Source organism: Rahnella selenatireducens, from assembly GCF_046449555.1.
GTDB lineage: Bacteria > Pseudomonadota > Gammaproteobacteria > Enterobacterales > Enterobacteriaceae > Rahnella > Rahnella selenatireducens.
The window spans coordinates 104,451-131,253 of record NZ_JBKEZJ010000007.1 but is presented as its reverse complement, the minus strand read 5'-3'; the positions used below and the strand labels follow the sequence as shown (position 1 = coordinate 131,253).

Below are 26,803 nucleotides of genomic sequence, written 5' to 3'. Positions count from 1 at the left end.
TCATTCTCCTCCCTGGTCATCAGAATAAAATCCGTGTTAAACGCCGTTCCGGCCAGGCCCACGTTGTGCCGGACTGACTGAGCGTCACCGTCAGTTGCGTGAAGCGGCGAATATCGGCGTACTGAGTGTAAAACTGCTCCAGAACCTCACAAAACAGCCGCGCGTCGCCTTGTCCGGAGAACTGATGTTCATCCAGCGTCACGCGGATCGCCACGCCGTGCCAGCCTTCGGCCGGATAATGGGACGGCGTGTATTCAACGTGCGTAATGCCCGCAATGCGGCGGGCGTTATCCGGATCATGCGTCCAGTCCAACAGCGTCAGCGCGTGGCGCAGGGTATCGGTTTCCATCAGACCGGCGATGGCCTGCGGATGCAGTAATGACAGCACCTGCCATTGATAAAGTTCGGCGGTTGGCGGGTAATGCGGCATGGACGGGCGGGTGCGGGTCGCACATTTCAGCGCGAGATTGCCGAGCGACATCTCGCCATCAAAAACGCTTTCCTGTAACGCCATGCGCGGATACGCGCCGTTAGTACAGGTCATATTCAGGCGCATTTTCAGGCCGTTCTGTTCAGCATGCGTCCGGCCACCGAGCATCAGAAGGGTGTCGTTCAGCCCGGACGTGCCGCGGTACATGCGCGTGTGATAATAGCGGTCGGGCCAGGACTTCTCATATTTCAGCATCCCGCCTTTCTGACGGAAGTGGCTGTAAGGCACATAGCTGAATTCGGTATTGTCGTCGGTGACTTCCGCCACGTCGTTTACCGCGTAAATCTCGGTATGACCGTCGCTGAGCCGGTGCGGTCGCAGACGGTAATCGCTGACCGCCGTGGTCACGGTCAGGGGCTGCGCCAGCAGGCGGAACAGATTGATGACCGGCACGCAGTGCATGCGGATGGCGTCCGGCGGCACGGCCAAATCGTACGGCCAGCGTTCGCTGAGCGTCACCTCGATATCAAATGAAGTGGTGTCCGGCGGAAAGCTCAGGGTTTCCAGCCCGCGCAGTTGCATAAAGAAATAGCGTTCGGGTGAGGTGAAATATTCCAGCCACGGGCGCACTTCGCCGCACAGCGCCGGGCTGTCGCTCTCCGGCCACAGCGACACATCGCTTTCCGCTTGCCAGCGCGGAATAAACTGCGCGTCCACCGGCATCAGTTCGGTCGAGTTTTGCCAGAACCGCACGTTGACCTGTTTTACCTGGCGGCTAAGGGCCAGATACAGCGCCGGTTGCAGCACGCGGTCGCCGTTCAGGTACAGACTGATATTCTGCCAGTCGGCAGGGCGAATTTCCGTCAGTATGGGCAGGGTAAAGCGCAGCCGCAACGCCTGTTGTCCTTCATGCAGGGTATAGAGCGAAACATGATCGAGCGCAAACGGATGCACTTTCAGGGCGCGGGTCGTGCGATAGGCGCAGCGCTGGCGGTCATTGCCCAGCGGCTGGGTGAACAGTTCGCTTTCAGCCGGTAACACCTCTTCGCGCACATGAAGTGCCGGCGCAGCAGGCGTCAGTTCGACGATGGCGGTGGAGGGCAGGGTGCGGTTAATCACGGGCAGAAGATGCGAAAGCAGCGGCTCGGTCAGTTCCGGAATGTCATCATCAATCTTCTGCCGCAGTTTGGCCATCATCAGCGAAAAGCCCTGAAACAACCGCTCGACCGATTCATCACGCGGAACCGGACTGCCGTCCAGACCCAGTGCACGGCCCAGCTCCGGGAATTCTTTCGCAAACTCCAGCCCGGCGTCCTTCAGGTAGCGCATTTCGCCGTCAAAATATTTTAAGAAATTGTCTTCCATTACTCACTTTTCCTGAGCTGTAACCGGTTGTCGTTAAGTTCAATGATCCGGTCTTTGCTGTCATCGAGGTCGCGACGCTCCAGCACAACACGCCAGGTATTATTTGCGATATCCGGTGCCATAAACAGGGCAACGACGGCCACGTATTGCGCACCCTCCTGCATCGGCACGGCAACCGGGGCTTCTGCACCCGGCATCACCTGAACAACCTGACGGTCGAGCAGGTCAGCGGCCAGCGCGGTATTGTCCTGTTTAAGCAATGTGGCATAGCGGGCGGCATCGAACGTTTTGCGGTCTTTTAACTGGTAAACCCGGACCACCGTCGGCAGCGCTTCACCGCCTTCGTTGTTGTTGAGTGCAGCGCGTGATACCAGCTTCAGGTGCAGGGTGTCAATTTTGCGGTAAAACACGGCCCCGGCGACCGCAGAGGCACCGTTGCCCACACGCTGCGACAGGCCACAGCTGCTTAACAGTAAGGGCAGCAAAAGCAACACGGCGGCGCGTGTCATTCGCGGAAAGTTACGGGGCGTCATTGCGTGTGGTGTCCTCAGCCTGTTTCGTGTCGGTCATGAATATTTGTGCGGGTAATTTGAAGCGCCGCAGGGCCAGAAGCTCCAGCGGCCCGCCGCCGCTTTGGGTGCGTAACACTACGCTCAGCGTTTCTTTGGTGTCTGTTTGCCAGGTCAGGCGATACCGGCTGCTGTCGAGCTGCTCAACCTGTGCTTTGTCAAGCAAACGCAGCCAGGCCCAGCTGCCGTCTGCCTGAAAATAGGTTCGGAAAGCCTCGGCATTTTGCCCGGATGCCGCGACGGGCGAAAAACTTAGGGCCACCTGCGGATGCTCGCTGGCGGCGTCCGGCCAGCGGATCGTCTGCCAGCCTGGCATCTGGTTAAAGTACTTCAGGGTGGCGTCGTCTATCTGCAGGTCGGTCTCCACGACGTTGCGGGTCGGACGGATTTGCAGCTCAAAGGCCACACCGGCCTGTCCCTGCGGGAAGAAACGGCGGCCGAGCTGGCTCAGCTGATTCACCGCGATGAGGAAATCCGGATTAATGACCATCCCCTGTGTGTTCAGTGGATTGGGTACCCAACTGTCCCCCTGTTTTTCCAGCACACCGTTCAACTGCTGCGTAATAAACTGATCGATAAGACCGGTATCCGGCGTCAGGTAGTGAGCCAGCTGCCCGAAGGCCGCATCATTTTTGGTGTTATCAAACGGGTAACGCCCGGTGAATTCAGTCTGCCACGGGGTTTGCACCTGTGCCTGCCAGGCGCTGTTCAACCCCTGCTGCGCCGGTGACATAACGCCGTTCCACGCTTGTTCGAGTGGCTGAACAAAAACAGCATCGGCGAAACTGCTCCATTCCCCACCCAGGCTGGCGGCCAGAAGCTGTGCGTAGTGACGCCCCTGGGACAGCGTGGTGTCGCCGCGCGTGAAAGCGGATTTCACCAGACTTTGTGCCATCGCCTGCGGATCGGAGGCGTTAGCCACCTGCAGTAATTGCAGCCGCGTTTGCGAGACCTGCAGCAGGTAATTACTCAGCGAAACACCGGCGGTGTTGGGCACCACCAGCGCCTCTCCGGCGACCGGTTTTTCCGGCGGCAGCACGTCCAGCAGCGGGGCAAAGGTCTCACTCAGGACGCGGGTCGGGTCATTGCGCCCGCCGTTTAACCCCTCACCGGCGGTATTATTGGATACCAGGTTTTGCGCGGATTTCAGCAGTGAGTCACCCATAGCCTCTCGGTTCTGACCGGCGGCGGACTGATAACGCAGGGTACGGCCCAGTGCCAGCAGCGGCGACTGGCGGGCATCGGCGAGCTGGGTCAACTGGTCGAGCGAAGTGCTCAGCGAATCACTGCTGTTCCAGCGGATTCCGTTGAGAAAATTAAGCCAGGCGTTGGTGTAGTCGGCAAAATAGCGCCCTGTCAGGCGATACTGCAGCTGTTCTTTGGTCAGCAGTTGTTGTTCGCCTTTGTCGTCCAGCACCCAGTCGGAGGTCACGTGGCGGGCGGACGCCGCTTTATCGATAGCATCGCTGACCTCACGTTCCCAGGCTTCGCGGGTAAACATGCCGGGCAGAGTTTCTTCGGTGGAAAACAACTGACTGCCCGCCGCATCCCCGAGCAGGCTGTCGAGCGTGACGTCGGCATAGTGCGGCGAAACGGACAGCAAAACCTGCTTGTACAGCGCGTTCTCACTGTTACTGATGCCTTTCTGGCTGCGCAGAATGGTGCGCACGTTGACGACCAGCGCGTCATCGGCAGGCAGTTTCCACTGAGAATGCAGCGGAAGCTGCTGCAGATAAAAACCCAGCAGTTTATCCGAACGGGTCAGCCATTCGCCAGGCGAAATGCCGTCGGGCGCCGCCCATAAGGGGGCCAGCACCGGTTGCATGAAGGCAGGATCGGCGTGTTCCGGGTGCAGCAGCATCAGATAGGCTTTCAGTTGCTGATAGGCGAGTTTTCCGGCCTGACGGCGTTCGGCGGAACCCGGCGGCAGGGACACAAAGGCCTGAAGCCGGGCTTTCAGTGCTTCCGCTACCGGCGTTATCAGCAAGGCCTGACTTTGTTGCGTATAAGCGGGCCACAGCGCGTTAAGCACGCCATCTCGCTGATCGAGGCCGAAGCGGTGCGCCCACGGCGACCCGTTTTGCTGCCACCACAGCAGGCGGTCAATATTGTCCTGCAACGCCACGCTGCGTGTCAGTTTTTCGGACATCGATGCCGGAGATTTTTCTGCCTGAAGCAGCGCACGGCTGTCGGCGATCAGATTGCGGTTGTTGTAAGCAGAAACCCCCATGCCGAGCACCCACAGCCCGGCCAGCGTCAGTGTGCCGATCACCAGCTTGTCGCCGGGGGTCAGATGGTCGCGGCGACCACGTTGTAACTGGCTCTGCGCAATCACGCCGTCCCACGCGGGGGATAAATAACAGGCGTGGGGGCTTTGGTAAACCGCTGCGGGTTCGGGAGCCGGGGGCATAAAGAACAATCCCGCCGGCAGTACGCGCTGATGTTCACCGAGCCACGGCTGCAACCGCTGTTTAAGCAGCGCGCCGGTGTGATGTTTTATATCCCCTGAGAGCTGCAGCAGCCAGGCCCAGCGCGGGTTTTCGCTAAGCTGCGCCATACCCTGTGGTATCAGTGCAGCGGCAAGCTGATTGATTTTGTCGTCGAGAGATACCGGTGTTCCCGCCGTCCAGTGGCAACCGATGCTTTGCACGGGGCGATCATCCTGCTCCCACTGCGGCTCATTCAGACACACGGCAAACACCGGCGGACGCCAGCTGAGGACGCGGCCAAGTTCAATAAACTGCCGGTAGACGGCGTCACTGTTATCCGGCGTTGGCTGACCCGCCGGGACTTTCGACGCCCAGAGCGTGTCTTGTGCAGTCGTCACGTCCGTTACCCACAGCACGGCATTGAACGCCCGGCGACCGCGCATCTCACGCAACTGCGCCACAGCAGAAAAATCCAGAGCTTCCGGCTCACCGCACCAGATAAGAACCGCGTTCTGGCTTTCGAGCCAGCGCGCCTGTGTCAGTCCCGGGATGATTTTTTCAACTACTCCCGTTTCACCGGTGATCAGCAGCCAGGGTTGTTTGTGCTTCCAGTTCCAGCCATGGCGGTGGCGCAGGGTAAAGCGCAGGGTGTCAAACGCCGAAATGCGGGCGTCGTCCTGCTTTTCTGGCGGGCGGTTAAAATCAAGCAACTCAATAGAGAAGGCGTAACGGGCCAGCAGGAAATAGCCTAGCAATATGACCCCGGTTCCCCACCACGCGGCGCTTTGTGCGAGGGGGTCATCACCGGTATTCAGCCAGAGAAGACTCAGGGCGAGGGCGAGCATCATTACCAGCAAAAAATGAAGGCTTTTAGTCATGACGGTTTTGTTCCAGCAGGTGCCATTCCACGTCCAGCTGTTTACGCCATAAGCGCAACGCCAGCGGAACAGAAAAACTCAGTAACGCCGCGACAATCAACAGTCCGCCGCCCAGCCAGGGCAGCATGGCTATTTGCGTATCGCGTTCAGACGGCAGCAATATCAGGGCCAGCATGACGGCAAAAATGCCGCCGAGATAGGCCAGCGGATAGCGAGAAATGTTGTCACGCGGAGCGTCAACCGGTGCGGCGGGTTGAGTGCTGAGCTGAACCAGGCTGATGGATTCATCGGACTGTGCCGCAACCAGCTGGCCGCGCTGGCCGAGATCGCATCCTGCGGCTGCCAGACATACCGTTAACCAAAAACCGGAGGGAGCCAAAGGCCCCAGTAACTGAGGTAGAATGTGCACATTATTTGGAGGTACCGCGATCGCACGTTCATCGAGTAACGAGATCAATTTGCTATGTTCCCGACGTTCTAATCCGTTATCCCATAAATGACGCAACCGGGCGCTCTCAGTTTGACCAGCGCCCAAAAAGTGCGCTGCATTATGCTCAAACTCAGTCAATGGACTTCTTTGGGGGCGGAATACGTACACCGGTTTAAGTTTCAAACTGTTCAGATGCGTGGCGGAATGAGGCTGAAAGAGCAAGGCTACGCTATATTCGCTTGCCTGGGACTCAGCCTTTAAAAGCTGACAGCATAAAAGTAAATGCGGTTTTGACAGGGTTTCATTGGTCCAATCAGTCAATCGCCGGTCATCCGGCGATTGCTCGAGATAGTGAATTTGATCCGGGGGAAGTTGCTTGTTCAGCGCAATTTTCCAGGCCTGTATGAGTGCGATGCGGGAGGTATTTTCAGCCTCGCCGGTGAATAGCCAGACCTGAACCCCCTGTAGTTTTCTCAATTGCTCCGACAGAGTCGTCAATGTTTGAGTGATGATGTCAGCCAATGGCGAAGCGCTGAGCTTATCCTTTTGATTTTCTATTAACGAAGTAGGTTTCGCCGGTGCCTGGGGAATAACGCCTTCAAACCCTAAAATCCGCACCGCCAGATCGGGCTCTGGCGTCAACAGGTTCCAACCGGTTAATTTTAAAGATCGGTGCGCCCAATGGTGCCACTGAGCCTGTTTGTTATCCGTATACAGATGGCGAAATAACACAGCCCTGCGTGCCTGCAAGGATGCACTCAATATAAAAGCGCCAAATGCGAATGCCAGTAAGAAAGGAATTACCAGCAAATATATCCAGAACCGGCTGTTGGCAAAACCACGCTGCACTGGCCAGGTGAAAAATAATACAAGCGCAGCAAGGGCAATTGAGATAAACAACATCAGAGGCCAACACCACCACATAGGAAGTTTTGCTAACTCTTTGCGAGGCATAAAAGGTAAAAGCCAGTTCATCCTTGAGCTCCTGCATTAGTGAGCGTCGTGCGTAGCACGCAACCACATTGCGCTGTGCAGCCATCGACAATGACAGCTTTGCCTCTCATTTTCCAGGTAGGGTGTCCCTGATTAACAGGAACCGTACCGTGTTGGGAACAGCTGACTTTATCGCCGACCAGCATGACAGGTTTTCCCGCAAAAACCGCACCGGACGCTGTGATGACGGTCCCCCCGTGATTATGGGGATCACCTAAGCGGATGAGTCCTTTCATTGTTTCCCTTAATGAAATATGAAATGTAGCCAGAATATGGAAATTGAATTAATGCCAAAAAAATAGAGTACACTTTGAGAAAAATTAAAATTGTATAAAAAATGAAAAATAGCCGATATAACAAAATTAATCCCGGAAACAACAAAGAATCCGAAGTAGAGGAGTAATGCAAAAATTGGCATCATCCATCTGCAGCCCGGCAGGCTAATTATGATGTAAGAAAATAATATTAATAACCATGGATAAAGTGAAAAAATATAGGCCCAAGTCTGCCGACGTTTAATGTTATGAAGACTCATTTTTAAATCATTAGTCGTTTCCATACTTATTTCTTCGCCTTAACTGAGGGCAAGCCTAAATCAGGGTCACAGTGCATATGATCCCAACCGGTATAGTTTTTGATTTCCGGTACTTGATGCGGAAGACCCTGAAAGTTTTTAGCTTCCGAGAATGTCATTTTGTAGCCATGTCGTTGATCTTCTATCGCCCTGAGAGATGCATAGTCTTCACCCCAACGTTCACCAAAAGGTTTTGAGCTGAGATAGAGTTCCTGCTTTTTGGTGAAAATGAAAGCTTGGTCATTGACGACTGTGAAGGATTCTATGTCATTCTTTTCGGGGCCTGAGGCTCCTCCTGATACGGCTCCCCCACCTGGAGAAAATCTTGCCCCTTCAAATGTACGTCCGTAATCCTTTGAGATAAGGAATCCAGATAAATCATCCCAGGGAATAGAAATGTACTTTTGAGAAGGATGGATGTATTTGAAAAATGATATCCTGAAAATAGGATTATTTTTCTCAACAACCTCTGTCCGAATCTTCATTTTCTGATCGACAAACCATAAAGCCCCCTCGCAGTTGAATCCTTCTAATTCTAAATAGCGATGATCGTCGAAACGATAGACGACTTGGGCTGGTGCGTGAATAGCGTTGTCCGTTTGCTGATCGCAAGCCATTAATATAAAACAACTAAGTACAAATGAAATTTTTCTAGCGACTAACATTCTTTTCTCCTTAAATCAATGACTTAGGCATATCCCATTGCAATACAGGATCACTTTTGAGAGTCGATCTAGGTACGATGCCCATTTCGATTTCTACCCGACTGCGCGGGCGAACTGTTTCTTTTAGCCCCCCAAATTCATTAATAACTCCATTTTCTCCTTTGGGAATACCTCCGGTCCGTTCGGGTTTATTCATAAGCTCTTTGATTTCTTTTGGTAACTTCCCATACTGATAATATTCTTTAATTTTAGATTCGGGATTTCGTTCCTGTCGCCAATCTGCCCGCAACAATAAATCACGCCAAAAATCACCGTTCTTTATCTCAAAGGCATTGCAGCGCCCGATAGCTAAATCAAAAGCCATCGCTTTGTTGGGTACGTCCTTGCTCGCTACAATTGAGGAGTGCTGACTGTAGGTAATAATGTTTTTGCTGCTATTAAGCCTTTCCTGTAACTCTCCTTTGGTCATCTGGCGTTTAATCAGCAGATCCTGGCCCGACTTTGCCATCATTTCTTGCGACTGCCCCTGCCAGTCAATTTTTTCACCCGACATGGCCCGGATATTATAGATTTTGCTTATTTCATCCAGTTGCTCAGATGTAAGCGGATCACCGGGGCGTAAGTTGTAAAATGTCGGTGTTTTAGGCTGGGGGATTGGCATTGCAAGAAACTCCTGGGCTGCCATAGCCGATGCGGCAAGGTGTGGATCATTGCCATCCAAAACGGCGTGATACCGTTCAGCAGGAACTGCTGGGTCATCTTTGTGACGTGCGGGGTTATCTTGCCCCATCAGGGAGAATTCGAAAGGCTCAGGTAACAGAGGTGCATTGATAGTTACGTCATAAAAATTATATCCGGCATTAGTTATCCCTACTGAAGGAGCGTCTTTATCACCCCGAGGGAACAAAAAATGCAGGTCAGTTCGATCGCCAATGATGAAACCTTTACAGAATGCCCGCTGACGGAAATTATCGCCCAGTGATTTGCGAATAGTGTCACGGACACCACTCCAGCCGAAGCCCTGAATAGGAAGCATAGAAACTACACCGTCATTGGGGCAAAAGTAGTTGTATACCAAACCGAAGTTGTTCCGTGAGAACAAAGGGTTTCCCCACTGGGAAACCGGTGGCAGGCACATTTTTTTTGTCAGTTCTTTCTGGTAAGCACTATCGTGGGGTTTTCCACCATTATACAAAGGGTTAGTGCTCATGAGTTTGCAAAAGTGAGCGAGAGTTTTCTGTCTGGCGTTATCCGTTTGCTGGTTCCCCGGTGAAGTATTTTCGAGCCAGCGGTTCTCCAGCGAATACGGGGAGTGGTTTAGAATGACGCAGTCAGCAGGGGGCTTACCTGCATCTTTAACCCACATATTTGCCAGCATAGTAATAATGGTACCCTGACTATGTGCCACGATATTAATTGCATCATTTTTCGTAGCATCATTATTACGAATCTCCAAAATCAAATCCGCTAAGCGCCGCGCAGCATAGGCCTGATAAATACGATGAGGGTTGTCATAGATAGGATGGCTCCAGTCTCCGTCGTTTAGTTCTGGGCGGGATAACTGACCGATGAGTTCTAGAGCAGCACCGCTGGCACCTGGACCAAACATGTCGGGAATGTTAGTCGTTGCATTGGCAAAAGTGCCACCCCCTTTCGCTGCCGTGCTATCTAACCAATTGCCAAAATTATCAATGTTTTCGTCATTAAATTGTGCGATACGCTTTGGATCGTTCTCCCTATAAGTGTTATAGGGAATATTGGCTTCATTGTGCAGCTTGTTTAAGTCCTGCCGGTAAGCTTTCTGATCTGCCTCCCAACTCGCTTTATCTACCGGCTTATATCCCCAATAGAATGGGATCACGGGTGAACGATTGAGGCCATCAATACAAGTTTGATGCTTCACGTCACAGGTTTTAGTGGTGATATTTCCATCGATATCCGCTATCTGAAAATGTTTTTCTATCCAGCTGTGTGGATGTAAATCTGTACGATTGAGACGATTATTTAGCCCCATGCAAAGACCAATGTCCTGATTTTGGTAGGCCTCTCCGACATCGTTAACGCCGTGGACCAATATAACAATACATGGCAATGCTGGGTGCACTTCGCAGGTCTGAGTCAGCATTGCCCCTGAGTCAATTGGCCTGCCGGTGTCATCTTCTGAAATGATCCCGCAGGAGCGTATAGCACCATTATTATCGTTGCTCATTTATTCATCCTTGATCAGCTCAATGACTAGTTTTTCCAGCTCATTCATTTTCAACAAAGGTGATTCTCCGTTACTGTCGGTAACCCCCTCTTGTATTGAGCCATCAGACTTCCGAATCCTGAATTTTTGTTCGGCTAACACCCAGTCAGGGTTGCCTTTACTGTGAAGTTTGTATTTCAACCCAAAATCCCCTTCTTTGAACGATGGCATAGCCTGGCTGACGCTGTCGCCATCCTGGTAAATCAATTCCGGTGATTTTTGGGTAATACGCGTCGGAGCCAGTTCTTCGATTACACCATCTTTAATGCGGATCCCGGCACCGCCACACATCAGCAACAGCTCTTTCTTGGCATTCAGCACGATGCGGCCATTGGTGCTGGTGATTTGCATGTCCTCAAAGGAGGTCAGTTCCATCTGGGCTTTCTGCGCCTGAAGCTGCACCTTTCCTGCCGCCGCGATAAGTTTAATGCCCAGCTTATTCACGAAGACGGAGAACAGTTCACCGGCGGCTACAGAGAAGCGGCGGAAGACGCTGAAACTGGCATCCTGACCTGCGGTGGCGACCAGATTTTTACCGGCGGTTTGTTGAATCGTTTTCGGCGTCGCATGCGCAATGCCGGCGTCGCCGTAAACGACGACGCCGGGCTGAACCAGCTTCGTCAGGTCGGTGGTGAGTTGTTCCTGTTCGGTGGTTTCTGCCGGAGATGCCTGAGCGATATCGGCGGTACTTTTCAGGGTTTTGGCCAGCGCCAGCGCCTTTTCAAGCTGGGCAATGGCGGCGTCCATATCCAGCTGTTGTCCCTGAGCGCTGTTTTTAGGCTCGGTGGAAAGCAAAATGCCTTTTCCCCCGCGAACGGCAACATGTGCATCGGTACGCAGTTCAGCGCCTTCTCCGCGCTGCTTTCTGGCACTGTCCACCAGGTGCCCGAGGCTGAGCTGGCTTTTTCCGGAATGTACCGTGCTGATTTTGATATGTTCTTTGCCGCGCTGATCTTCAAGTCTGATCTTATTTCCAGAAGGCGTGCGTATCACGTTCCGCTTATAATTCGGCAGCGCCACATGGTCCGGATGGCGTGAATTATGCAGCGCGTAAGCGATGTAAGGCCGGTCCACGTCGCCGTTCTCAAACGCAATCGCCACGCCGGTGGAATCCAGCAAGGGCATATGGAAGCCGTAAGTGTCGCCGGAATAGGGTTTTGCCAGACGCAGCCAGCAGCTTTCAAAACCCTTCTGCCATTCGGTGCGGTCGAAGCCAAACTGGGCGCGGTACAAACCGTCGGCGTTGATGTGGGCGTAAGGCTCATCGGGATGGGCGCTGGAAATTCGGGCGGGTAACGTGCCGGTGACGGTCGGCCACGGCAAAAGAGCAGGGCGGTACGGATGCTGGGTATTACGCGGAACGGCGGTGAAGGTGACGAAATACGCCGTGTCGCGGGCGACGTTTTGAGACTCGGTGGAAACAATCAGCAAACCGTCCGGCGCTTCCGGCCAGTCCTTGCCCGGCGTGGTGATGACCATGCCGGGGCGCAGCGTCATGCAGTTGGATTTGCCCTCAAACGTGATTTGCTCGGTGAGATAGCGCTCCTGACGGCGTCTGGCGTACCACATGCCCTGACCGGGTTCGTTGCTGTATTCCTTGCCGGTCTCCGGATAATACTCGCCCCAGCGGTAATCTTCGGCGACCAGCGCCGGATAATCCGGATTGGTGGCGGTTGTGGCGGTCATATCGCTTTGCGCCGCCGGGTAATAATCGTCGTTAACCGTCACTGACTTGGGAATGGATTTGCGGCTGACCGACATCTCCCAGACCGATTCCAGCCCGCCGTCGAACATGCCGGTCGGGTTGCGGAACGGAATAGCAATACTCTCAGGCCAGGCGTAAGCATGGTCGGCCAGCACCATCACATCGCAGTTATTTTCTTCATCGTATTCAAAGAAGTACGAGATGCCGCTGTCAGCCAGACGTCGCGCAATGTGCGCATATTCGCTTTCACCGAACTGCATCATGAATTTTTTCAGCGGGTACTGGTCATGCAGCGCAAACCGGAAGTCCAGCCGGTCCATGTTGTACCGCAGGAAGGTATTTTCGGTCATGCTGATGACGCTGTCATTCTGGTAAATCGCGTTGTTCGTGCCCTGATCCAGGCGGGTGAGGCGATGCTCCAGCGTGGCGACGTAACGGGTTTCGTCGGCAGACGTGCTGCACTGGCGAAACTGAGTAATGACGCCGGGAATAGTGCGCGGTTTAACCGGTTCCCACGGCTTGCCGTCGGGATACATCAGGAACAGGGCGGAGTAGTTGATGATGTGCTGCGCGGGGATGTCTTTCACCGCGCTGGTGAACTCGATTTCATAGCGCAGGATATCGCTGATGGCCTCGGTGCCGCTGAACTTGAGCACCGAAATATCAACGCCCGGCTGCCGGGATTCGAGGCGTGTCAGTCTTAACTGGTAATGGTTGTGGATCGGGAATTTACTGCCCGCAAGAATGTATTCCTGAATGCTCATCGTTGAAATCCCTTTATCACAGGCCGTAAACCGGTTACTCCCTGTGAATTATTCCGTTATCCCGCCACCGTCCGCGGTGAGGTTACTTAAGATGATCTGAACTTAAGTCAAATTTATAATTAATGAGTTTACTCAGAAGCCAGGCTTACAAAAGAGAGAAAAATCGGGAATGCGTACTTTTACAGAAATTAAGTATTTCTGAATGTAAATCATGAGGGTTTAAAAGGCTGCTAGGAATTTCCTTTTAAATTAATAAGATAAGTCGCAGTCCGGATGTTAAGACGTTAAAATGCACGCAATGATATGGATGTTATCAGGCTCGTCAGTCTTCATGACGTTGCTTAAAACGTCATGAAGACATCAAAAACGAATCAGCCGTTAAGTTTGTGTTGTGCTGAGGATCCGTCCTTCATCCCGATTTATTACGGTACAGGCAGAGCAAATTGGTTTTTCAGTACACCGGCAATTTCGTCTTTCGTCAGTTGCTGCGTTTTGACGCCCTCCGCGGTGACCGTTTTGAGTATATCACCCAGCAAAATCAGGCGTCCTCCGGAGCCATGCTGCACGACCAGTAACTTCTGCACAAAGATAGCATCAGGGTGAGTGGAGTTGAGGTAGTTGGCCGGGGCGAAGTCAATCCACTCCTGGGGAGAGAGGTCAAACCCGTATTGACTGGCCCATTCGCCTTCTACCTTCGCCTGTAGCAGGTACGCGTTATTCGCGTCACGGGTCAGTCGGAAAGTGTCAAAATCCTGCACGATGTCAGTATCTGTCATGTCTAAGGCCACCGGCGCGCGAATACCGTAGCTGCCGAACCCCAGGTCGCAGAGCCACTGACGGCCATCGACTTCAGCAATTATGGCCATATGCGTTTTCGGACGGCGCGCAGGGTAAAACATCGGACGCGCCGCAACGAAACGGTAGGGGATACCTAAAGCCGCCAGCGCCATGGCAAAGAGTCCGTTGACCTCATAACAGTATCCGCCCCGGCCGCGTTGCAGCAGTTTGTCGGCTATGTCTTCGGGTACCAGTGAGACCCCTTTACCAGCCTGAACATCCAGATTCTCGAAGGGCACCGAAAAGAGCTGTTGACGCATGAGTGCGTGCAGCGTGGCGGCATCGGCGGCCGCCTGTCCGGTATAGTGGATACGACGGAAATATGTAGAAAGGTCGAAGTTATCGCTATGCATAATGCCTCCTTATCTGATCAGGTCAGACACTGTAGATGGAGAACATCATTGTCTGTATAGTCAGATTTATCGAAAATCAGCCTGCACAGATCGCAATGTCCGTCCCACCACTGTCCTCCCCACATTACCGCCGGATTGCTGAAATGCTGCGCCTGACCCTTGAGTCCGGTGCATTGCGAACCGGTGACAGGATGATCTCAGCGCGTAAACTGGCCGAACGCGAGCAAGTCAGCCTCCCAACGGCACTGGAAGCACTCCGCTGCCTCGAGGCTGAGGGGCTGATTGTTGCGCGTCCGCGCTCGGGCTACTTTGTCTGCCAGATTAAAATACTTCAGGGCAGACCGCATTCCCCGCATTTACCTGGCCCGGTTCCGGTGACGATGTCAGCCGTAGCCCGTTCAATATTCAGTCGTTCAGAAGCGCGTCTGGTACCACTTGGGGCCGCGCTGCCCGATCCCGCATGGCTGCCAGCAGAGACACTACAGCGGGCGCTGCAGACGGTGAGCCGTCGCCTTGAAGCTCGCGGGCAGAGCTACAGCCTGCCGCCGGGGCGTGCAGATCTGCGCAGAAATATCGCCCTGCGTGCTGCACAGTGGGGTGCCCGTTTTGGTGCAGATGACCTGGTCATCACGACGGGCGCGACGCAGGCGCTGCGCCTGGCTCTCCGGGCGGTGTGTCAGCCGGGTGATATTGTGGCGATTGAGCAGCCCGCCTACTTTGGCACACTCCTGCTGCTGGAGGATTTAGGCCTGAAGGCATTGCAAATACCTACAGATCCCGCAGAAGGTTTGTTACTGGCCCCCCTGGCCGACGCTATTGAGCGCCACCATCCCGCTGCCGTTCTGGCTTCGCCGACGGTGCAAAATCCGCTCGGTGCCAGTATGTCCGTCACGCGCAAACAGGAACTTGTTGCGCTAATTGAACGTGCAGGTATCCCTCTAATAGAGGACGATGTGTACGGTGATCTGGCCGGTGAGGGGCAACGTGCTCCGGCCTGCAAGGCGTTCGACCAGATCGGAAATGTGATTTATTGCAGTTCATTGTCCAAAACCCTTGCTCCAGGCTGGCGGATAGGTTGGATTGCGGCAGGACGCTACCACACACAGGTATTGCAGGCGCGCATGGCCGGGGATTGGGCTGGTTCGCCGCTGCTGGAAGCCGCTGCGAGCGAGATGCTGGGCAGCGGGGACTACGAGCGTCATCTGCGGCGTCTGAAGCACCGTGTTTCAGAAGGTGTAAAAGCCGTCATCGCCCGGGTCGAAGCCAGTTTTCCACCGGGCACGCGTGTTGCCGTACCAGCAGCCGGTTTCTTGTTATGGGTTGAACTTCCGCCTCAGGTCAAGGCATGGACGGTGTATCGTCGCGCGCTGGCGCTGGGCATTGGTGTCTGCCCCGGTTCACTGTTTTCTCCCGGTGCGGAATTAGAGAATTTCCTGAGGTTAAATTGTGCGAACGAACCCTCGCACAATCTGCTCAATGCCGTTGAAAAGATCGGTGCGCTTTGTCACGAACTGGCCGGGAGCGACAATGACAAATGCACGCCAATGCCAGGTTCTTTATCTGTTGACGATTTTTGACTGTGCCTCCACAAAATAATCTGAGACGCCCCGAGACATCAAAAACGAATCAGAGATTGAGTTGTGATCTTTTGTTTAATGCTTTGATAAGTAATACTTGGTGGTTCATTATTTCCAGATGCGCCGGTTCACACCTTGATGATTGAAACAGGGTAGCGATGATGGATATTTTTCGAATGCTCACGTTAAGTGAGTCGGGTATGAATCTCGTCCTTACGACTGCATGCAACGGTTTGAGACAACATTTACGACAGAAATTTTCAGGGGGTCCTGCAAGGATAATTCAAGGATTATTGGCCTGGAAGGTAATCCTCTGCGGAGAGTTACTGCGTCAGACAGTTAAGTAAAATAACGATATCAATAGCGTATATATTTGAGTAAACGATAGGATAAACGACGGTATGACCAATTATACGGATGTAACGGTGAAAGCGCAGAATGCTGGACCTGGCCTCTGCTTTTTGCTGCTGTTAGCGGTTTGGGCTGGTGTGTTTTTCATACCGGAAGCTATTTTTCTTATTGTTCCTGGGATGATTGGTTTTGCACTTCTATTTTTTATTTACTATCTGGCATCGGAAGGGCATCTTGCAGGTATTCTGGGCGGGATCGTATTCAGCGTTATTTTAATGGCGATCGCCGCTGCAATCCCCGTTATTGGCTGGATAATCCTCATATGCTGGATTCTCTACAATAGTGCCAGGGCATTTGAGAGCATTCAAAATTTGCTGCCGGACGCTTTGCTGAGCGCTGCGCTGTACGCCAGCCTATTTATTCCTGTCATTTATCAGCTTGATCATTACGATAACAGCAATATGTGGCTGACAATAGGATGTGGAATTGTCTATTTTATTGCGGCAGTGGGTTGTACTGTGCGTATTAGTGATCGTTCGGATACGCCAAAACACAGTCTGTTTCTCTTCTCCGTTATGCTGCTATCTGTACCGATGATTGTGCTGTTGTTTGCGTCTATTGTCGCCTCGCTACGTGCTGCATTCCAGACGAGCTTAGTAAAAACAACCGCGAAACTTCCCCAATCGGTGAGCGGATATACCACTGCGCGAGGAACGATCGTTGCTGACTATACACGAAACGTTACCCAAACGGTTGTCAGCTCCACGATCGTTCCGGGAAGCGGGGCCGTAGGCGCATCGTTAACCGGTTCACTGGCTGAATTAAGCACGCCTGCTGCTGAACCGCCCGCCAAACGATTAAATCATGAAAAAGAACAGCGCTACGCGACGCATAAAGATCATCACTTTTATCGTTACGACGGACTGAATGATAAAAAAATCGCTAATTTTATTCAGGCTGTTGCCGCAGCAGGAACATTGCCGCCTCTTAAGAAAGAGGATGTCCTTGTTTACTTTGATGAAACGCTGATGGGAAAAGGCGACCGTGGCGTAGTGTTAACCGATGAGGCTATCTATTGTTTACCGGGAATGTTTGAGGATGAAGAGAAATTTTTCACACGGTTCAGTAATATTGAGAAAGTCACTTTTTCAGGTGCGTTGAATAAACAAATCACGCTCTGGTTAAAAGAGGGAAAAAAACAAAAAATCACGCTGACGCAATCCAACGCCGGTGCGAAAAAAGTCTTCGAGATGATTGAGCTGGCGATTGATTGAGAACCAGGTTCAGTGCTACGGAGCGTTTTTCGCGATTTTGGGGTTCAGCACTCAGTCTTTATAAATGGCGGCGTTCAATAAAATCTGATAACAGCGGGCATCAGGTTCAAGATTTACTGGATGCAAGAACGGAGATCCTCAGGCTGAAAGCGCAGTTTAAACGTACTGAGGAAGAACGGGATATCCTGAAAAAGGTAGATCTCTTTGTTAACGACGCCTCCACGAAACCATCTGAGGCGCTATGAAAAGAAAAACCCATGCTTTCGCATGGGTTTTAGGTCTTTCATCCGTCTCAGACAGATTCCCCGGGACATCAAAAACAATCAGACGTTGAAGAGGAAGTTCATCACGTCGCCGTCTTTGACGATGTACTCTTTGCCTTCTGAACGCATTTTGCCGGCTTCTTTCGCGCCTTGCTCACCTTTGTAGGTGATGAAGTCTTCGAACGCGATGGTTTGTGCACGGATGAAACCTTTCTCGAAGTCGGTGTGGATTTTACCTGCGGCTTGTGGCGCAGTCGCACCGACAGGGATGGTCCATGCGCGAACTTCTTTCACGCCTGCGGTGAAGTAAGTTTGCAGGTTCAGCAGTTCGTAACCGGCGCGGATCACGCGGTTCAGGCCGGGCTCTTCAATGCCTAACTCAGCCATGAACTCTTCACGGTCAGCGTCGTCCAGTTCGGCGATGTCAGATTCAACCGCGGCGCAAACGGCAACCACAACAGAACCTTCGGCATCGGCGATTTTACGCACAACGTCGAGGTACGGATTGTTTTCAAAACCGTCTTCGTTAACGTTGGCGATGTACATGGTCGGTTTCAGGGTCAGGAAACTCAGGTAGCGGATGGCCGCTTTGTCTTCTTCGGTCAGATCCAGCGCACGCAGCATGCCTGCGTTTTCGAGCTGTGGCAGACATTTTTCCAGCGCAGCCAGCTCAGCTTTGGCATCTTTGTCGCCGCCTTTGGCACGTTTCTGTACGCGGTGAATGGCGCGTTCGCAGGTATCCAAGTCAGACAATGCCAGTTCGGTATTGATGACATCGATGTCGTCAGCCGGATCCACTTTGTTGTTAACGTGGATGATGTTGTCGTTTTCGAAACAACGGACAACGTGGCCAATCGCTTCGGTTTCACGGATGTTGGTCAGGAACTGGTTGCCCAGGCCTTCACCTTTGGACGCGCCTTTTACCAGACCGGCGATGTCCACGAATTCCATGGTAGTCGGCAGGATACGCTGTGGTTTGACGATCTCGGCCAGTTGGTCAAGACGCGGATCGGGCATTGGCACGACGCCGGTGTTAGGTTCAATGGTGCAGAACGGGAAGTTTGCTGCTTCGATACCCGCTTTGGTCAGCGCATTGAACAGAGTGGATTTACCGACGTTCGGCAGGCCGACGATACCGCATTTGAATCCCATGTTTTTCTCACCTTAATATCTTAATTATCAAGCAATTAAACGTAATTGCGCGATGTAATGACCATAATTCCCCGCATTATACACGAGAACGGCATTTTTCTCGATCCGGTTGTGATCGCAATGAACAGCCGCTACATCATTGACCGCATTGATTAAACCTTGCCTCGTTCCGGTCATTTTTAGATACTTGTCACAATTTTTTAACTGACTGGAAGTAAACCGGATGTCTTATGTTTAGCCTGCGTGGTCTGAAGTTGTCGGAAGTGAAGAACGAAACGTTGGCCGGATTTGTTGTGGCGGTGTCGATGATCCCGGAGGCTGTCGGGTTCTCGCTGGTGGCGGGGCTGTCGCCGATTGTCGGTTTACACACCGCTTTTATTATCGGCCTGGTGACCGCGCTGTTTGGCGGCAAACCGGGCATGGTGTCGGGCGCGGCGGGTTCTATCGTGGTGGTGCTGATGAGCCTGGCGGCGCAGCACGGCATGGGGTATGTGCTGTGGGCGACGATTTTTGCCGGTGTGATTCAGATTCTGATTGGCGTGTTCCGGCTCGGTAAGTTTATCCGGCTGGTGCCGCTGCCAGCGGTACACGGTTTTGTGAACGGGCTGGCGATTGTCATTATGCTGGCGCAGCTTCACATGATTGCCGGTCAGGGGCCGCTGATGTACGGGCTGGTGCTGCTGGCGATCCTGGTCGTCGTGCTGTTCCCGAAACTGACCAAAATCATTCCGTCTTCGCTGGCGGCGCTGATTGTGGTTTCCGCCGTGGCAATGGGGTTTAACCTGCACACGCTGCGGGTCGGGGATCTGGCGAATATCTCCGGTGCATTGCCGCATTTCAGCTTACCGGTCGTGCCGTTCAGCCTCGAAATGCTGAAAGTGGTGCTGCCTTATGCGGTGGTGATTGCGCTGGTCGGGCTGATTGAATCGCTGCTGACCATGACGGTGCTCGATGAAATGGGCGGCCATAAAGGCAACGGTAATCGTGAAAGCATCGCGCAGGGTGCGGGTAATACGATTTGCGGTCTGTTCGGCTGTTTCGCCGGTTGCGCGATGATCGGGCAATCAATCATTAACTTTACGTCGGGCGGGCGCGGGCGGATTTCCGGCACGGTTGGCGCGATTTTGCTGATTCTGTTTGTGGTGAGTTTGTCCGGTTACATCGGGCTGCTGCCGGTCGCGGCGCTGGCCGGGATTATGCTGGTGGTCTGCTACAACACGTTCGAATGGAGTTCTTTGCGCCGCTTGCGGCGGATGCCGAAAGCCGATGCACTGGTGATGCTGATTGTCACCGTCATTACCATTTTCACCGATCTGGCGGTTGCGGTGATCAGCGGTGTGATTATTTCGGCGCTGGTTTTTGCCTGGCAGCAGGCGCGGATCCGTATCCGCGAGAAGAAAACCAAGGGCGCGCTGACGGTGTATAAGCTGGAAGGGCCGTTGTTCTTTGGTTCAGCGGCGTCGTTTTCAGAACTGTTTGAACCGCAAAATGATACGCAAAACGTGGTGCTGGATTTTGCCGGGACGCGGGTAATGGATTCGAGCGGTGTAGAGGCGATTGATAAGCTGACTGCGCGGTATCTGGATGCCGGAAAGACGATACGCCTTCGCCATCTGAGCAACGACTGCGTAAGCCTGCTGAAAAAAGCGGGGCCTTTTTGTAGCCACGAACTGGATGACCCGCAGTATTATGTCGCGGAAGATAATCTCTGACATCCAACAGGTGCCCCTTAAAAACGGCACCTTTTTTTGACGCCAAACCGCCGACAGCAGCTGCGCCTGGCTGCCAGCGCGCCGTAAGATAATCGCTTACATTTAGTGGCAAAAAAGCGGCTAAATTCATATCGCCGAAAATTCTGTAATGTTATACGGTTACGCTCGGTTAATCCGATACGAACTGGCGCCGTGCCAGCGTGACGGATTATTTTTTCTCCTCTGCCGGAGCGGACATGAGCATAAACAAAGCATCCGGAACGGACGATGCCAGCAAGCAGCTGCGCTTTCAGTCCGCCGCTTCCCACACGCGCTGCCTGAGCGGGCTGATCCACGCCGTGATGGTGATCAGCAGCGTGTTGTATCTGATATTGCTGATGTTGTATCTGGTCACGCCGGAGTCGGTCTGGCCGTGGGTGGTCGGGAATATCATGGCGGCGATGTGGGTTTGCGCTGCCTCGCTGCAATGCGCACGGCGCATTACCCGCTGGCGCGAGCAACATTTAGCCTCCCGTAACGGCCTGGTCGGGCCGCAAATTCCCCCCGGATTTTCTCAGCGTCTGGCCTCCCGCGCGTGGATGCAGCCCCTATTACGTTATGTTAGTGCGCACGTTTTCTTTCAGGCATTTCCCGCATTAGCCGCTTTGCTGCTCATCGCGCTGCTGTGGCAGTTGCCGTTACCGGTCAATGAAACCGGGGATGCAGGATATTTCGCCGGTTCTGTCTTTATTCTTTGCGCCTTCGCCGTGCTGGTGGTTGAGCGCCACTGGACGTTAAAAAATCCGCAGGAATGGCCGGAAGCGGCAAAACTGGCACCGCTGTTGCGCATGTTAATTGGCGTCTTTCTGCTGACGGCGCTGGCGCTCATGTTTGCGCGGGGAACAGCGGTATGGCCCGCACATCTGCTGGTGGTCACCGGATTGTTACCGGCGCTGGTGGCGCTGGAGCTTTTCCTGCGGGCGCTGACCGGGGTATTCTCACCGCCGCGCGAGGACAAAGAGCCGGCGTTTATTGCGGGCAGCTTGCTGGCGGCGCAACTCTGCTGGCCGCCGCGTCCGCTGCAATTTGTGCAAAACGAACTGCATCAGCACTTTGGTATCGATCTCCGCCAGATTTGGGCATTCCGTTTTATGCGTCGGGCGCTGTTGCCGCTCTGCGCAATCCTCCTGCTGACCGGCTGGCTGCTGACGGGCATCAGCGAGGTGTCGCTGGCCCAACGCGGGATCTATGAATCCTTCGGCAAACCGGTGGCCGTCCGGCAGCCCGGTTTACATGCGGGGCTGCCATGGCCCTTTGGCCGCACGCTGATGGTGGATAATGGCGAAGTGCATGAACTCACCACGGGTTCTGAAGACCCGGTAAACGCCACTCCCGTCGCGCTGGCTGACACGGCAGAAGGCCCCGCGCCGGAGAGCGCGAACCGGTTATGGGATTCCGGCCACAGCAGCGACAAATCACAAATCATCGCCAGCGCAGCGAACGAACGGCAAAGTTTTCAAATCATGAATATGGACGTCCGCTTCGTGTACCGCATCGCCATGAATGATGACGCGGCGATGGCGAGCCTTTATCACACCGAAAATATGCCGGTGCTGATCCGCAGTATTGCCAATCAGGTGCTGGTGCATGATTTTTCCTCGCGCACGCTCGACAGCCTGCTGGGCAGCGATCAGACCCGTCTGGCCGGAGATATCGGGCAAAAAGTGCAGGCGCAGCTTGACCATCTCAACAGCGGTGTGGAACTGCTGGCAACGGTGATTGAGTCGATCCATCCGCCTGCGGGTGCGGCTGACGCTTATCACGGCGTGCAGGCGGCACAAATTCTGGCGCAAAGTGCGATTGCCGGTGAGAAAGGTCGGGCTGCACAGCAGCTGAATGCCGCGCAGCAATTTGCCGGGCTGGCGCGGGATGCTGCCACCGCACAAAGTCATGAAGATCTGGATCAGGCGCAGGTCATGGCGCTGTCCTTCAACGCCGAAAATCAGGCGTATCAGACCGGAGGACAGTCGTTCCTGACGGAACGCTATTTCAGCCGTCTGACGCTGGCGATGCAGCAACATCCGAAGGTGTTGATTGTCGATCATCGCATGGGGGGCGGGACGCCGCCGGTGCTGGATCTGAGAAATTTTACCCTGCCATTTACGCCCGGAGTGGATAAAGCGGCGCATTCTGTCAAAGCGGAGAGTACCCGGTGAGTGATTCTCAACAACATGAAGGCCACGGACACGATCACGATGCGCACGGCGGGCATCATCACGGTGCCGGTCATCATCACCATCATCATTCCGGCCCGGCGGCACCCAAACTCTGGCGGCGGGTCACGATTGCCACCGTGCTGGTGGCGCTGATTGCCGCCACGGCCTGTCTGGTGCAGGTGCGTTCAGGCGAAGCAATGGTGATCACGCGCTTTGGCAATCCGGTGCGCGTGCTGTTGCAACCGGGGCTGGCGTGGCATCTGCCGATTCCGCTGGAAACGGCGATCCCGGTGGATTTGCGTATCCGCACCACGTCCAGCGGTTTGCAGGATGTCGGCACGCGCGACGGGCTGCGGATCATCGTTCAGGCTTATACCGTCTGGCAGGTGAAAAACGATACTCAGCACGTGCAGCGTTTTATCCGCGCGGTACAAAATCAGCCGGATATGGCGGCTGCGCAGATACGGACGTTTATCGGCTCGGCGCTGGAAACCACCACCAGCGGTTTTGCGCTGGCTGACCTGGTGAATACCGATGCCAGTAAAATACGGCTTTCCGGTTTTGAACAGCATCTGCATGACCAGATCGCCCGTCAGCTGCTCGACAGCTACGGCATCGAACTGGTGCAGGTTGGTGTTGAACGGCTGACGCTGCCGTCGGTAACGTTAGATGCCACCGTTGACCGCATGCGGGCTGAGCGGGAAACCATCGCTACCGAGCGCTCTGCCGAAGGCAAGCGTCAGGCGGCTGAAATCCGGTCTTCCGCTGAACGTGACGCACGCGTTATTAAGGCGGATGCCTCAGTCAACGCGGCCAATATCGAAGCGCAGGCGCAGGTGCAGAGTGCGGCGATCTACGCCAAAGCCCGCGCCGGTAATCCTGAACTCTACGATCTGTTACGCTCGCTCGATACGCTGAGCAGCGTCATCACGCCCGGCACGCAGCTGGTGCTGGGCACCGATGCGGCACCGTTCCGCCAACTGGTCGAAGGCCCGCCGGCATTACCCGGCGCTCCGGCTAACGGAACGCGCCCATGAATCCGTTATCCCGTTTTCAGGGGAATGCGTGGTTTCAGGCGGGGCGCTTGGCGTATCTGGCGCTGTTCGCCATGACGCTGATCGCCGCGGCGAGCTGGCTGTTTTCCAACGTCCGGCAGATAGAGCCGGACAAGCGCGCGGTAGTGATGCGGTTTGGTGCCGTTTCGCGCACGGCGGGAGCCGGGCTGTTGCTGGCATGGCCGGAACCACTGGAACAGGTTGAAATCTTACCCGCGGCTGACCGAGTGATCGAACATCATGTGACCGCCTTGCTGAGAACCGACATTGTGCCCGCATGGAACAATACCAGTGGCGAGAAAAGTGATGCCGTCGCCGGTGCGGGATATTTACTGACCGGAGATTCCGGCGTGGTTCAGCTGGATGTTCAGGTGTACTACGCGATAACCGATCCAGTGGCGTTCGTTTTGCAAGGTAAACACGTGTTACCGGCGCTTGACCGTTTAACCGAGCATGCGGCGGTGGCGATTTGTGCCTCACGGGATCTGGACACCATTTTGGTCGCCCGGCCGGAAATAGCAGGCAACGGCAGCAATATTGCCGAACGCCGTGAACGGCTTCGCGGTGATTTGCGTCAGGGCATAAATCAGCAACTTGCGGCGCTGAGCGCTGGAGGGAGCAGTACCGGTATCGAAGTCCGCCGCGTTGACGTGCAGTCGTCGCTCCCTCCGTCGGCGGTGGATGCGTTCAATGCGGTGCTGACGGCCAGCCAGCAGGCGGAACAAAATATCGCCAGCGCCAGTAATGAGGCGGCGCGCGTTCATCAGGACGCTGTTCAGGCGGCAGACCGCGCTTTACAGGTTTCGCATGCTAAAGCCAGCGAGCAGATTGCCCGGGCGTCCACCGACACGGCAACCGTAGTGCAGCTGGCAGACGATCATTCGCCGGAATTGCTGTGGCGTTTGTGGCGTGAACGGATGCCTGCGATCCTCGCGCATGCCGGCAGCGTCACTGCTGTTAATCCGCATGACGACGCGCATCTGATCCTGCCGGGGCCAGATCGTACGACATCTCAACCCTGAGGTATTGCTTCCGTGACTTCTTTTTCCTCTGAAGAACCGCACACGTCGCCTGCAAAAAGCGTGCTGTTAACGCGCCATGAACAGCGAAATATGGCAGTGCAGCTGTTGCTGGCGATGGCCGCGTTTGGTTTGTTGCTGTGCGGCTGGATCTGGCAGTGGCTGTTTCCGCAACAAAGTGACGTCGGGCAAATACTGTTTGGCGTGGCGTCACTGCTGGTCGCGGTGCCGGTGCTGCGTTCGGCGATTTACAGCTTACGCAGCCCCAGCCTGCACGGCGTGACCGATCAGCTGATTGCCATCGCGATGCTGGGCGCGTGGGCAACCGGCGACCTGATGACCGCCGCATTGCTGCCGGGCATTATGATTTTTGGTCACATTCTGGAAGAGCGCAGCGTGATCGGTTCGCAGGAAGCCATTGACGCGCTGAGCCATCTGACCCGCAGCCGCGCACGGCGAATTTTGCCAGGCGGTGAAATTGAAGAAATCGATAACCACCAGCTGCGAACCGGCGACCGGGTTGAAGTCCGCGCTGGTGACCGCTTGCCCGCCGATGGTCGTGTGTTATCCGGCAGCGCCAGTCTGGATACTGCGCCGATCACCGGAGAGTCCGTGCCGCAGGAAGCCCGCACGGGCGATGACGTTTTCGGAGGGGCTATTAATCTCGACGGATTACTCAGCGTTGAAGTTACGCGCACCGGCGCGGACGCCACGCTGGGTAAAGTGATTGCGCTGATGCAAAAAGCCGAACATGCCAAACCGCCAATCACCCGTTTGCTCGAACGTTATGCCGGGCAATATCTGGTGCTTATTCTGCTGATCGCCGCCGCGACCTGGTTCATCACCCGTGATGCCCATGCCATGCTGGCGGTACTGGTGGCGGCGTGTCCGTGCGCGCTGGTGCTTTCCGCGCCTGCTACGGCGATTGCCGGGATTGCTGTGGCGGCGCGTCACGGGATCCTGATCCGCAGCTCCGCATTCCTGGAAGAACTGGCCGACCTGAACGCCATCGTGGTCGATAAAACCGGTACGCTGACGCACGGTGAACTGCAATTGCAGCGCACGGTGCTGCCCGCAGAAGCGTCGTCTGATGCGGTGCTCCGGCTGGCGGCCAGCCTGGGCGCGGCAAGCAGTCATCCAGTCAGCCGCGCGTTGGCGAAGTTACTGCCGCGTGAACAATATTTACCGCTGGAAGACGTGTCAGAAGATCAGGGCATGGGTGTGCGTGCGTGCACGGCACAGGGCGATGCACTTTTAGGGCGTCCGGCTTTTTTCAGCCAGAACAATATCGCGGTGAATGCCGAACCTGAACATGACGGACCGCTGGTCGGGCTGGCGCTTAACGGACGTTTTCTCGGCTGGCTGCTAATGGCGGATTCGTTAAGGCCGGAGGCACAAACGGCACTGGCCGAACTGCGCGAGCTTGGGTTGCAACGCCAGCTTCTGCTGACCGGTGACCGCGCCAGCGTGGCAAACCGTATTGCAGGAGAATTGGGTATCAGCGATGTCGTTGCGCAGGCGTTACCGGAAGATAAATTGCATCAGGTTTCAGCAGAAATTGCACAAGGGTTCCGGCCAATGGTGGTCGGCGACGGCATCAATGATTCTCTGGCGTTGAAAGCAGGCGTGGTGGGCATCGCGATGGGGGCGGGCGGCAGCGATATTGCGCTGGCTTCCGCGGACGTGGTGCTGATCGGCAGCGATTTGCGGCGTCTCGGGACCTGCGTTCGGCTGAGCCGTGCCTGCCGTAAAACGCTGAAAATCAATGTTTTCATCGGGCTGGGCTGGACACTGGTAGTGATGGCGGCGGCTGCAATGGGATTACTCGGCGTAGGCGGTGTGCTGATTGCCGCCTTGTTGCACAACCTGAGCACCTTGCTGGTGTTGGGCAATGCCGGGCGACTGTTGCGGTTTGACGAACCTCTGTAAGCCCGTCATTGAAAATAAAAATGGGCGCAAAAGTTG

General features: G+C 54.7%; 17 protein-coding genes and 1 pseudogene. 8 read left to right on the top strand and 10 right to left on the bottom strand.

Annotation, left to right across the window (positions count from 1 at the left end):
- Window positions 1–19: 19 nt before the first annotated feature.
- From tssF to ACLBVC_RS13490, 9 genes are all read right to left on the bottom strand, one after another.
- Window positions 20–1,795: a type VI secretion system baseplate subunit TssF gene (tssF, locus tag ACLBVC_RS13530; protein WP_410150037.1), complete on the bottom strand. Its 1,776-nt coding sequence runs from the start codon at window positions 1,793–1,795 to the stop codon at window positions 20–22.
- Complete coding sequence (gene tssJ / locus ACLBVC_RS13525) at window positions 1,795–2,328, bottom strand: type VI secretion system lipoprotein TssJ (RefSeq protein ID WP_410150036.1); 534 nt, start codon at window positions 2,326–2,328, stop codon at window positions 1,795–1,797. The genes tssF and tssJ overlap by 1 nt, the downstream gene beginning before the upstream one ends.
- Window positions 2,315–5,671, bottom strand: a complete 3,357-nt coding sequence (locus ACLBVC_RS13520) for an ImcF-related family protein (protein WP_410150035.1) — start codon at window positions 5,669–5,671, stop codon at window positions 2,315–2,317. The genes tssJ and ACLBVC_RS13520 overlap by 14 nt, the downstream gene beginning before the upstream one ends.
- Window positions 5,664–7,076 (bottom strand): hypothetical protein, encoded by a 1,413-nt coding sequence (locus ACLBVC_RS13515; protein WP_410150034.1) that lies wholly within the window; start codon window positions 7,074–7,076, stop codon window positions 5,664–5,666. Before ACLBVC_RS13515 ends, ACLBVC_RS13520 begins: the two co-directional genes overlap by 8 nt.
- Window positions 7,073–7,330 carry a PAAR domain-containing protein gene (locus ACLBVC_RS13510; RefSeq protein ID WP_410150033.1) on the bottom strand — a complete coding sequence of 86 codons (258 nt, stop codon included), beginning with the start codon at window positions 7,328–7,330 and terminating at the stop codon, window positions 7,073–7,075. The genes ACLBVC_RS13515 and ACLBVC_RS13510 overlap by 4 nt, the downstream gene beginning before the upstream one ends.
- Before the next feature lie 325 nt (window positions 7,331–7,655).
- Window positions 7,656–8,333 (bottom strand): T6SS immunity protein Tli3 family protein, encoded by a 678-nt coding sequence (locus ACLBVC_RS13505; RefSeq protein WP_410150032.1) that lies wholly within the window; start codon window positions 8,331–8,333, stop codon window positions 7,656–7,658.
- 10 nt (window positions 8,334–8,343) lie between these two features.
- Window positions 8,344–10,542, bottom strand: coding sequence for a T6SS effector phospholipase Tle3 domain-containing protein (locus ACLBVC_RS13500; protein ID WP_410150031.1), 2,199 nt, complete (start codon window positions 10,540–10,542; stop codon window positions 8,344–8,346).
- Window positions 10,543–13,050 (bottom strand): type VI secretion system Vgr family protein, encoded by a 2,508-nt coding sequence (locus ACLBVC_RS13495; protein WP_410150030.1) that lies wholly within the window; start codon window positions 13,048–13,050, stop codon window positions 10,543–10,545.
- 422 nt (window positions 13,051–13,472) lie between these two features.
- A complete protein-coding gene (locus ACLBVC_RS13490) occupies window positions 13,473–14,240 on the bottom strand; it encodes an arylamine N-acetyltransferase family protein (protein ID WP_410150029.1) in 768 nt (255 codons plus the stop codon).
- Window positions 14,241–14,335: 95 nt separating this feature from the next.
- On the opposite strand from ACLBVC_RS13490, the gene ACLBVC_RS13485 reads away from it, so the two are divergent.
- The 3 genes and pseudogenes from ACLBVC_RS13485 to ACLBVC_RS13475 form a co-directional block, all read left to right on the top strand.
- Entirely contained in the window at window positions 14,336–15,817 is a 1,482-nt protein-coding gene (locus ACLBVC_RS13485; RefSeq protein WP_410150028.1) for an aminotransferase-like domain-containing protein, read from the top strand.
- A 401-nt stretch (window positions 15,818–16,218) separates the two neighbouring features.
- Window positions 16,219–17,442 (top strand): hypothetical protein, encoded by a 1,224-nt coding sequence (locus ACLBVC_RS13480; RefSeq protein ID WP_410150027.1) that lies wholly within the window; start codon window positions 16,219–16,221, stop codon window positions 17,440–17,442.
- A 38-nt stretch (window positions 17,443–17,480) separates the two neighbouring features.
- A pseudogene (locus ACLBVC_RS13475) lies at window positions 17,481–17,636 on the top strand (IS3 family transposase); the annotation flags it as partial.
- Window positions 17,637–17,765: 129 nt separating this feature from the next.
- Here ACLBVC_RS13475 and ychF read toward each other — a convergent pair.
- On the bottom strand, window positions 17,766–18,857 hold the full coding sequence (gene ychF, locus ACLBVC_RS13470; protein ID WP_101079643.1) for a redox-regulated ATPase YchF: 1,092 nt from the start codon (window positions 18,855–18,857) through the stop codon (window positions 17,766–17,768).
- A 230-nt stretch (window positions 18,858–19,087) separates the two neighbouring features.
- Here ychF and ACLBVC_RS13465 point away from each other — a divergent pair, with 230 nt between their 5' ends.
- The 5 genes from ACLBVC_RS13465 to ACLBVC_RS13445 all read left to right on the top strand — a co-directional run bounded on the left by ACLBVC_RS13465 (window position 19,088) and on the right by ACLBVC_RS13445 (window position 26,767).
- Entirely contained in the window at window positions 19,088–20,569 is a 1,482-nt protein-coding gene (locus ACLBVC_RS13465) for a SulP family inorganic anion transporter (RefSeq protein ID WP_410150026.1), read from the top strand.
- Between the two features lie 236 nt (window positions 20,570–20,805).
- Window positions 20,806–22,764, top strand: coding sequence for an SPFH domain-containing protein (locus ACLBVC_RS13460; protein WP_410150025.1), 1,959 nt, complete (start codon window positions 20,806–20,808; stop codon window positions 22,762–22,764).
- Window positions 22,761–23,801, top strand: a complete 1,041-nt coding sequence (gene hflC / locus ACLBVC_RS13455) for a protease modulator HflC (RefSeq protein ID WP_410150024.1) — start codon at window positions 22,761–22,763, stop codon at window positions 23,799–23,801. The genes ACLBVC_RS13460 and hflC overlap by 4 nt, the downstream gene beginning before the upstream one ends.
- A complete protein-coding gene (gene hflK / locus ACLBVC_RS13450) occupies window positions 23,798–24,841 on the top strand; it encodes a protease modulator HflK (protein WP_410150023.1) in 1,044 nt (347 codons plus the stop codon). The genes hflC and hflK overlap by 4 nt, the downstream gene beginning before the upstream one ends.
- A gap of 12 nt (window positions 24,842–24,853) precedes the next feature.
- Window positions 24,854–26,767: a cation-translocating P-type ATPase gene (locus ACLBVC_RS13445; protein WP_410150022.1), complete on the top strand. Its 1,914-nt coding sequence runs from the start codon at window positions 24,854–24,856 to the stop codon at window positions 26,765–26,767.
- The last annotated feature ends 36 nt before the right edge of the window (window positions 26,768–26,803 follow it).